At 47.1% G+C, this 9664-nt stretch carries 7 protein-coding genes; 4 read left to right on the top strand and 3 right to left on the bottom strand.

The features are described from left to right. Window positions 1–206: 206 nt before the first annotated feature. On the bottom strand, window positions 207–1952 hold the full coding sequence (locus QUA25_RS22165) for an alpha/beta hydrolase (protein ID WP_333041291.1): 1746 nt from the start codon (window positions 1950–1952) through the stop codon (window positions 207–209). A 286-nt stretch (window positions 1953–2238) separates the two neighbouring features. Between QUA25_RS22165 and QUA25_RS22160 the strand changes: the two genes are divergently transcribed. From QUA25_RS22160 to ligA, 3 genes are all read left to right on the top strand, one after another. Further along, the gene (locus tag QUA25_RS22160; RefSeq protein WP_333041293.1) at window positions 2239–3219 is read left to right on the top strand and encodes an Npun_R2479 family HD domain-containing metalloprotein; all 981 of its coding nucleotides are present in this window, start codon (window positions 2239–2241) and stop codon (window positions 3217–3219) included. A 138-nt stretch (window positions 3220–3357) separates the two neighbouring features. Continuing rightward, window positions 3358–4422 carry a vWA domain-containing protein gene (locus QUA25_RS22155; protein ID WP_333041290.1) on the top strand — a complete coding sequence of 355 codons (1065 nt, stop codon included), beginning with the start codon at window positions 3358–3360 and terminating at the stop codon, window positions 4420–4422. Between the two features lie 114 nt (window positions 4423–4536). Next, entirely contained in the window at window positions 4537–6687 is a 2151-nt protein-coding gene (ligA, locus tag QUA25_RS22150; protein ID WP_333041289.1) for an NAD-dependent DNA ligase LigA, read from the top strand. Between the two features lie 121 nt (window positions 6688–6808). Here ligA and QUA25_RS22145 read toward each other — a convergent pair whose 3' ends face one another. Then, window positions 6809–7012, bottom strand: a complete 204-nt coding sequence (locus QUA25_RS22145) for a hypothetical protein (RefSeq protein WP_333041288.1) — start codon at window positions 7010–7012, stop codon at window positions 6809–6811. A gap of 12 nt (window positions 7013–7024) precedes the next feature. Between QUA25_RS22145 and QUA25_RS22140 the strand changes: the two genes are divergently transcribed. Further along, a complete protein-coding gene (locus QUA25_RS22140) occupies window positions 7025–7438 on the top strand; it encodes a hypothetical protein (RefSeq protein ID WP_333041287.1) in 414 nt (137 codons plus the stop codon). Between the two features lie 396 nt (window positions 7439–7834). On the opposite strand, the gene QUA25_RS22135 is transcribed toward QUA25_RS22140, so the two are convergent. Further along, window positions 7835–9664 (bottom strand): CHAT domain-containing protein (locus QUA25_RS22135; RefSeq protein ID WP_333041286.1); only part of this gene is annotated, 1830 nt, incomplete at its 5' end.

Below are 9664 nucleotides of genomic sequence, written 5' to 3'. Positions count from 1 at the left end.
TGTTGTCATGGTTTTATGATTGCTGTATTTGGTTGTCAATGTTCGGATGATGTTTATATTATTAACGGTGTTGTTAACGTTTGTAAAGGGGTTGAGCGACAGTTAAACTGATGAGTGTGATTAGGAAAGCTGATGAAAGGAGAGACAGGGCCGATCGCCCCCGCACGAAAATAGATGCCAGCGTGCACACGCGGCGCACCTCAACCCTAACGAACGGGAGCGATCGGAGGTGGAGAAGGTAGAGGAACAGGAGCGAGGACAGGCGGAGAGACTGGCCTGCGAGCAGGTGGAGAAATCCTGAACTGCTGGAGTTGCTGCGGGGTGAGCGATCGCAAAATTCTCAGTCCGAGAGTGTCTCGGGAGATGCTTAAAGCGTAGGATGGCTCCAAATACGGGCGGAAATTGGATTTGTTGTTCAAATAGCTTTCCATGAAAGCTAGGCTGAGTCCGCTGAGGTAGCGACGGGCTAAAACTGGTTCCGGCCCGATGACCTCTGGTGGTGGCAGAAAGAGGCTTTGAGGGGAATCCTCGATCGTTGAGAAGTGAGTCCCGTTGTTCATCAGTACCAGATATTTGTTGGGCGATGTCAGCCAAGTGAACGGTTGAATTTGTTCCAGCAAAGCGGGGGCGACGGTATCGGCGCTGCCTGCGATTAGCATGACTGGGATTTGGATTTTGCTGAGGTTTGTTTCTCCGAGAATGCTGCTGACGATCGGGTTGACGGCGATCGCAGCTTTGACGCGCGGGTCGTCGAAATTGTACTGGTTGCGCTCTAGGCCGCGGGCCCGGCACTGCAACAGTAGGGAGAGGTTCCAAGTATCGTTTTCGAGTCCGCAATCTTTGTCTAGCTGTGCAAAATTAATCTCCGCCCCGGCTAATGCTAAAGCCGTATAGCCACCGAAAGACTGGCCTATGACGCCGACTCGCTGCAAGTCAAGCTGCCCTTGGTAGGTCGGGTCGGTTGTAGATAGTTTGGTTAAATAATCGAGCAGATCTTTGATGTCGAGGGGGCGGTTGACAAATTCTGCTGGTTCTGCTACTTGATTGGCTCTGCCTGTTACTAAGTCTTGGATTTGTTGGGCGTTGCTGCCGGGGTGTTCGGGGACGGCGACGGCAAAGCCGTAGGAGGCTAGGTGTTTTGCTAAATACTCGAAGGAAAGGCGATCGGAACCTAAACCGTGAGAAATTACTACTACTGGGGCCGGTTGCGGGCTGCCCTGCGGCAGGTAAATGTCCATATCAAATGTGCGAGGGCGATTTGGACTCGTCACAGTTACCGATGATTTTTTCCAAGTATAGGGGCCCGGTAGCTGGGGCTGCTGCATTTGGGCCGGCGGTATGGCGGGTTCAGAGGCTGCTTGTGCTTCGGACAACTGGGCGACTCCCGCGATCGTCTGATTGGAACGGTTGATCAGCGATGTCAGCTCGTTGGCGATACCCAAGGCGCGGGCGATGTCAATCCTGATGCCATAGGTGGGGAATTTCCGCAGCACGTTGAGAATTGTCAGGCCTTCTGGATCTGAGGCTGCTAAAATCAGGGCGGATCGGATGGCATAAAATCCAGGCTGCCGAGCTTTGGTTTGAATTACTCGGCCTAAGCGTCTCAGCAGCACTTCTCCTTGAGGCGTGTAAAGGAATTGGGCGATCGTCACGGGGCTGATTTCAGCTTTCGCTTGCAGGGCGCTGCGAATCTCAGCTAGCTGAGATTCTTTGATGTACTGAGCGAAGCCGTCCAAGTTTGAGTCTATTTTGCCTTCTTTGGCTAAAAGTGCCAGGGATTCGATGGGAACTGATTCTTCTAGCGGCCCGTAAGTTACGTAAATTCGCTCGGCACCCATTGCCGGTGCGGCGGTGCAAACAGCCGTGAATGCACACAATCCTAGGTATTTTTGGGCGATCGACCGCCGAGTGCGAAGGGCAGCAGTGGAGAGGCTCGAAAACAGACAGTTCATAACTTTCACACCTAGGACTTCTAATAATTAGTCGGTGAAACGATGTAAATTGTTTCGTCAATATTTAATGCCGAAAAATCGATCTGTTGCTTCGGATGCTTCGGAAATTAGGTTATCTTGGGAAGCATAGCCAAAAAAGCAATTTTCTGACCTGACAAGACTAGCTGAAATTTAAAATTCAACGCCAAGGGGTCAAACCTACTGGAATGCCCATTGATTATTTTTTCAGCTATGCAAGATATTTTCAATCGAGTTTGTAACTACAGCCTGAGTGAGAGAATTTATGATGTTCAATGCAACTGCTATCCTGATTGACGCTTTTGTGCAAGAGCTGCAGGCCGGCTACCGTCGCACCTACGGCAAATACAAGCCTGACTACCCAGAAATTATCGCCTGGGCAGGGACTATGGCTCTGGAAAATATCGCTAACTGCGATGCTCTGTACCACAATGTGGAACACACAATGCTCGTGGCTTTGGTGGGACAAGAGATTCTCCGCGGCAAGCATATTCGCGAAGGGGGAGTGTCGCCGGAAGATTGGCTGCACTACCTGATCTCGCTGCTGTGTCACGATATCGGCTACGTCAAAGGTGTTTGCCGCCAAGACCAAGAAGCTGTGGGACTATATGCTACGGGTATTGACGGGGGCATGGTTTCTGTGCCGATCGGGGCAACTTCTGCCAGTTTAACTCCTTATCATGTCGATCGAGGAAAACTCGTAATTGACGAACGCTTCGGCGGCCACACATTAATTGATGCCGAACAAATCAAGCGCAATATTGAATTGACGCGCTTCCCAGTTCCTGCTAGCGAAACTCATCAAGACAGAAACAATTATTCTGGACTCGCTAGGGCCGCCGATTTGATCGGTCAGTTGAGTGATCCAAATTACCTGCGAAAAATAAGTGCCTTGTTCTACGAATTTGAGGAAGTCGGCACTAATAAAATCTTGGGCTACAAATCTCCGGGAGATTTGCGGCAAAATTACGCCAAGTTTTATTGGAATGGAGTTTTTCCCTACATTCCAGCAGCTTTGAATTATTTGGAATTGACCCAGGGAGGCAAACAAATTATTGCCAACCTCTACGCCAATGTATTTCAGGTAGAACACGCTGAACCGCTCGCTTTCACCAAGCCCAACGCTCAAGAATTCACCAAATCCCGCGCCAATAGCAACTTTAATGGCGAAAAAGATGGTGAGAATCTTCAACCTTCCATGTCCGGGGAAAACAAGAAATTTACTGAGTTTCCAGACTTGAATTTGTGATGATTTACGCCCTGAATTCGGCAGCCAAAAACAGGAGTCATAATTATTAACAAAAAAGGGAATTTTTAAGTTGCTGACTCCTTCCTTGTAAGCTATAGTATAGCTAAGAAATCGTGGTTTATTAGGAATAGTTATGTCATGGAAACCAACAATATTGAAGTCGTTTTTAGCTTTGATACAACTGGCAGTATGTACCCTTGTTTGACGCAAGTTCGTCGGAAAATCAAAGAGACGGTAACGAGACTGCTAGATGAAATTCCTGGCATTCGGATTGGCATTATTGCCCACGGAGACTATTGCGATGCTGGCAGCACATACGTAACTAAACACCTCGATTTGTCTGGCGATGTCGGCACGATTTGCAATTTTGTTCAAAATGTAGAGCCAACTGGCGGCGGCGATGCTCCAGAATGTTACGAATTAGTCTTGCACGAAGCTCAGTCACTTTCTTGGACTCCAACTAATTCCAAAACCTTGGTACTAATTGGCGACGACATCCCCCACGCACCCGCTCAAACTCCTCAAAAACTTAACTGGCGTAAGGAAGTAGATAAGTTAGCACAGATGGGAATTACCGTTTACGGCATCCAAGCTCTCAACCGCCAGCACGCTACTTTATTCTATAAAGAACTAGCCGAAAAGTCTGGCGGTTTTCACCTCAATCTAGACCAATTTTCATACATTACAGATTTATTTTTAGCAGTTTGTTACCAACAGTCATCTAACGAACAACTGCAAGCTTACGAACAAGAAGTTGTCAGTCAAGGTCGCATGAATCGTGGATTAAACAAAATGTTTAATACCATGCTGAACCGGGAAGGTGTTGCTGTTTACGAATCAGCAGAATTGCGAGCCGTAAAACCGGGGAGATTTCAGATTTTAGAAGTTGACAGCGAGATTTCAATTAAAGCTTTTGTTCTGGAGAATGGTTTGACTTTTAAAACCGGGCGCGGGTTTTATGAATTTACTAAAACAGAAACTATCCAAGGTAAAAAAGAAATTGTGCTGATGGATCGTTCCACAGGGGATTTGTTTGAAGGAGAAGCGGCGCGAGAAATGTTGGGTTTGCCAATGGGCGAGACTGTTCGCATCAAACCGAGCAATCTAGAAAAGTATGCGGTTTTTGTGCAAAGTACCTCGGCAAATCGCAAGCTGATGGGGGGAACTCGTTTCCTTTATGAAGTTGAAGATTGGGATCGTTAATCAATCTTAAATGTCCAAACAACAACCGCAGATCGATGCAGATCGGGGTAAAATCTCTATTCTCTGTGTTTGTGTTATGGTCTGCTGTTAAAAAATATACACTTTCAAATTAATATGCAACCTGAAATTCAGCAGCAAATTCAACAGTTGAGGCAGCAGCTACAGCAAGCTAGCTATGCTTATTATGTTCTAGATGCACCGATCATGCCAGATGAAGTGTATGATCGACTTTATCGCCAGTTGCAAGAATTAGAATCAGATTATCCTGAATTAATTACTGCGGAAAGTCCGACTCAGCGGGTGGGAGAACAGCCTGCTACTCAATTTTTTAGCGTCAAACACAATATTCCTCTGTACAGTTTGGAAAATGCTTTTAATTTTGAAGAATTTGCTAAATGGCAGGAACGCTGGCAAAGGGTAGCACCTCCCCTAACCCCCGGTCAAGAAGGAAATTCACCCCCCCTAACCCCCCCTGATCAAGGGGGGGGACTTGATGGAATAACATCTTCGATTAGCAATCAGGAAAATAGGGAAATTACTCCCCGCCTTAGCAAGGGGGGGTTGGGGGGGGTTTCCTATGTTTGCGAGTTAAAAATTGACGGTTCTGCTTTAGCGTTAACCTATGAAAATGGGGTTTTAGTTCGCGGTGCGACCCGGGGAGACGGCATTGCCGGAGAGGAAATTACTCAAAATGTCAAAACTATTCGCTCGATTCCTTTAAAGCTCAATTTAGATAATCCGCCGCCTGTTGTGGAAGTGCGGGGAGAGGCTTTTTTGTCTTTAGCTGTGTTTGACGAAATTAATCGGGAACGGGAAAAAGCAGGGGAACAATTGTTTGCTAATCCTCGCAATGCTGCGGCGGGTACGCTGCGGCAGTTGGATTCTAAAATTGTGGATAAGCGCAAATTGGATTTCTTTGCTTATACTCTGCATTTAGATCAGGGTAACGAGGGTAACACGCAGTGGGATTCGTTGGAATTGTTGCGACGAATGGGGTTTAAGGTGAATCCCTATCGCAAAATTTGCTATTCTTTGGATGAGGTTCGGGAGTATTACGAATATTGGGATACTGAGCGACGGAATTTGCCTTACATGACGGATGGGGTTGTTGTTAAGATTAATTCGGTTTTGCTGCAAAAACAATTGGGTTTTACTCAGAGGTTTCCGCGTTGGGCGATCGCCCTGAAGTATCCTGCGGCCGAAGTCCCTACAATCGTAGAAGCTGTCACCGTGCAAGTAGGCAGAACCGGGGCTCTGACTCCTGTAGCGGAACTCAAACCGGTGCAGTTGGCGGGGACAACGGTTTCGCGGGCTTCTCTCCACAACAGCGATCGACTTTCCGATCTCAACCTGCACATTGGCGATACTGTGATTGTCAGAAAAGCTGGGGAAATTATACCAGAAGTTGTGCGAGTTTTGCCGGAACTTCGTCCCCAAAATGCTAAACTTTTCCAAATGCCTAGTTGCTGTCCCGAATGCGAACAGCCTGTGGTTCGGGAAAAGGGGGAGGCCGTTACTCGCTGCATAAATACATCTTGTCCAGCAATTTTGAGGGGTTCGCTGATTCATTTTTGCAGCCGGGATGCTCTGGATATTAACGGTGTTGGCGAAAAGTTGGTGCAGCAGATGGTTGATAGCAATCTGGTGCATTCTGCGGCGGATTTGTACGATTTGACTGCGGAAAGATTGATGAGTTTGGAACGCATGGGTAAGAAGTTAGCAGAAAAGTTGGTAAGTGCGATCGCCCAATCGAAAAATCAACCTTATGCGCGCGTACTTTACGGCTTGGGCATCCGCCACGTCGGCAGCGTGAATGCTCAATTGCTAACAGAAAGGTTTGCAAATGTAGAAGAGTTAGCAGGGGTATCGGCGGCGTCGATTGAGGGCGTTTACGGCATCGGGCCGGAAATTGCTCAAGCTGTTTATCAGTGGTTTCGAGTGCCAGCAAATCAAAGTTTAATTGCACGGTTAAAAACTGCGGGCTTGCAATTGCAGTCAGAAGTTAAAAATCAAAATTTAGCCAGCACAAATTTACAATTTGCAGGCAAAAGCTTTGTGCTTACCGGAACTTTGCCCACTTTGAAACGAGATGAAGCTAAAGATTTGATTCAAAAAGCAGGAGGTAAAGTCACAAGTTCTGTGAGTGCTAAAACTGATTATGTGGTTGTGGGAGAAGATGCTGGTTCTAAGTTGGAAAAGGCTCAATCTTTAGGAATCGAACTACTTTCGGAATCAGAGTTACTCGAACTGCTATCGGAACCATAAATGATTGGGGAAAGTCAATATATTTCTCTTTCCTCTTTCTCTGCGCTCTCTGCGCTCTCTGCGGTTCCCAAAAAAAGCGCTGATTCATTTCAGCCGTTTTCAAAGAAAATCCCCAACAATTCTATTGCCCTAGGTGCAAAATAGCCGATCGCGAATTGGGCAATACCTCAAAAGGCATAGAAAGCGCGATCGCACTTGGTGAATATACATACTTCCCCGGCGGTGCTGCCCGAATCAGTTGTCGGTACAGGCTAGTTTTGCTAAAATTTGATAAAGTTTGCAATAGCGATGGCAACTGCGAGCTTAGCCAAATCCCAGCAATCATAGGAGATACATTATGTCTGAAATTCCAGCAGAACAAACACAAACAAACTTGACAACTCCAGAAATAACTACCGAAAGCTCAATTTCTGGAGTGGAAAACGTAAAAAATAGTTTGGGAAACGTCCTAAATAATTGGAAGTTGAAAGCAGGATTAGCCGTTGCTGTACTCTTTGCAGTGTTGCTATTTGCTTTCTACTGGCAGCATATGATTGCAGTCGTAGGTATGAAGAGTTGGTCGGCGCGATCGGGAGCTAACCCGATCGAATGTATGGTAAGAGATACTAATAACGACGAGTATGTCAGTTGCAGCGCCCTCCTCGACCAGCAGATTGTGCCTCTTGAGTGCAGTTCGAGTTTGTTCAATATCGGCTGTCGAGTCAATTACGGAACTGCGGCCCCAAATCCGAGACAGACCAACCCGAGATAGAGCATCTGCGGGTTAGAAATGATTGTTGAACGAACAGATTTGCTAATTAAAGTATGGGACTTACAAAGAAAATCTCACCGTAAAAATACTCCAGCAATAAAGATCAGAAAACTCTTGTTTTTCTTGTTGTAAATTAGCAGGTAATGAAAGTTACCTGCTATTGCCATGAGGTAATATGTGATAGATGATGGGCGGCAGTATATTGGCGATCCACAGGTTTTTGATGATATTACTTTGGTGGTGATGAAACAGAAATAGAGTTCCAAACCCCCTGGATCGGCGGTTGAAATTGCGGCAGCCACGGAGGAACCGCCCCAACCACCCCAAGCGGGCATTGCCGCTGCTGTAGAAACTTTCGTCCCTAAGAAGCGGAGACAGAAAGATAAAAATGGGAGCTTACCAAGGGCTTCCGATCATGGTGAAACTACTCCAATAATAAGGATGAGAAAAATTTTGGTTTGCTTGTTGTAAATTAGCAGGTAAATTTAACTTGCCGCCTGTTGTTACTAGCTGTCCGTTTTCCAGGCGCACTTTACCGGACATTATTGCTTGTTGAGCCAGTTGCAAAGCTTCTGCCTTAGTTGTGGTTCCTCGCAACTGGTGGTAAAATTCGCTCATCAGCCCCAAAGTGCCTCCATCGTCAACATACCACAAACTCCCTAAAGCAGATTTCGCGCCGGATTTTACTGCTAAACCTCCAAAACCTAATTCTGCTTCCCGATCGCCCACAGCAGTTCTACAAGCACTCAATACTAACAAGTCTACCTGCGGATTGCGCCAATTCAAACTCTCCATGCGATCGAGCTGCAATTTGGAATTCCACAGTTGAATGTAGGAATTGCTCGCTTTTCCCGGTTTGAATTCAGCGTGAGTTGCTAGGTGAACGATCCGAAATCCTCCCTTGGTGTGTTCCGACGTGAGATTATCTAAAGTGAAACTAGAATTGAGGAAAGATGGGCTCTGCCACTGAGCCGAAATCGCCTGCAGTTCGATCGGCACATTGGGCAAGGGCTGTTGGTCAACAAATTCCGACCTTCCCATTGCTAGCACGGTGGCGTCTCTAACAGCTTTATAATCGGTATTAGTCGAACTAAAACTTGGAATTAGGCTGAAACTGTATTTTTCCATCAAGAAGCCTTTACCGTCGTGTAAAGCGGCAAAGGGCAGGCTTCGCAATCCGGGATCGACTGACAGTAACAAAGTCTGAATTCCTAAGTTTTGTAAGTCTTTTTCTAGGGGTGCGATCGCCCATTTATATAATTGCTGGGCGGCGGCTAGATAGCTGGTACTAGCGCGTTTTGCGGGATTGGTGATTTCATTGCGAAACTCCTGGACGGTGGGGAAAAGAGCTGCTCTGTTGGCTTCTGGGACGCTGTAGTGAATCGGTTGCCCCACGGGAGGAACTAAAATTAGTTCTAATTGTTCGTCTCGCGAGACTATGTAGATAATACCAGACCGCTTGCCGGTTTGCTGTTCGATATTTTGTAAAGTTTGTTGGGCTGTCGAAATTAAGACTTTTTCCTCTGGGAGGTTGGCTGTTACCCCCAAGTAATCTCCAAATTCTTGATTCCTCATTTCTTCGATTCCCCAGAGTGTTTTCTGTATGTCGTTACCTTCAAAAAGTCGATCGGGAGGTGGAACATATCCCAGAACTAAATTAGAAGTAGGGTTAACTGTTAGTGCTTGTTGGGATGCTGGTGAAGAGGCTACGATGCCCGCGGGTAATTGACTGGTGATACTTCGATCGATGGTTAAAACTCGATCTGCAGCAGCAACACCGGGATTGTCTAGCGATCGAATTTCGGGGCGTTTAAAGTCTTGTGCATCGGAGGTTGAGGGTTCGGGTGCGGGCGATGCTGGTGTTGCCACAGGTGCGGGGAGTTGTATTTCCGTAGAAGCCATCGGAGTGGGAGTGACACTCGGAGTGGGAGTGACACTCGGAGTCGGAGTGGGACTTACTACCGGAGTGGGAGTTTCACTCGGAGTCGGAGTGGGAGTTTCCAGCGGAGTGGGAGTTTCACTCGGAGTCGGAGTGGGAGTTTCCAGCGGAGTGGGAGTTTCACTCGGAGTCGGAGTGGGAGTTTCCAGCGGAGTGGGAGTTTCACTCGGAGTCGGAGTGGGACTTACTACCGGAGTTGGAGTTTCACTCGGAGTCGGAGTTAGAGTTACTACCGGAGTTGGAGTGACAACTGGAGTCGGAGTTAGAGTTACTACCGGAGTTGGAGT

The sequence above is a fragment of the Microcoleus sp. Pol17C6 genome, assembly GCF_036701145.1.
Lineage (GTDB): Bacteria > Cyanobacteriota > Cyanobacteriia > Cyanobacteriales > Microcoleaceae > Microcoleus.
Note: the sequence above shows the minus strand (reverse complement) of the source record. Positions and strands in the feature narration are given on the sequence as shown.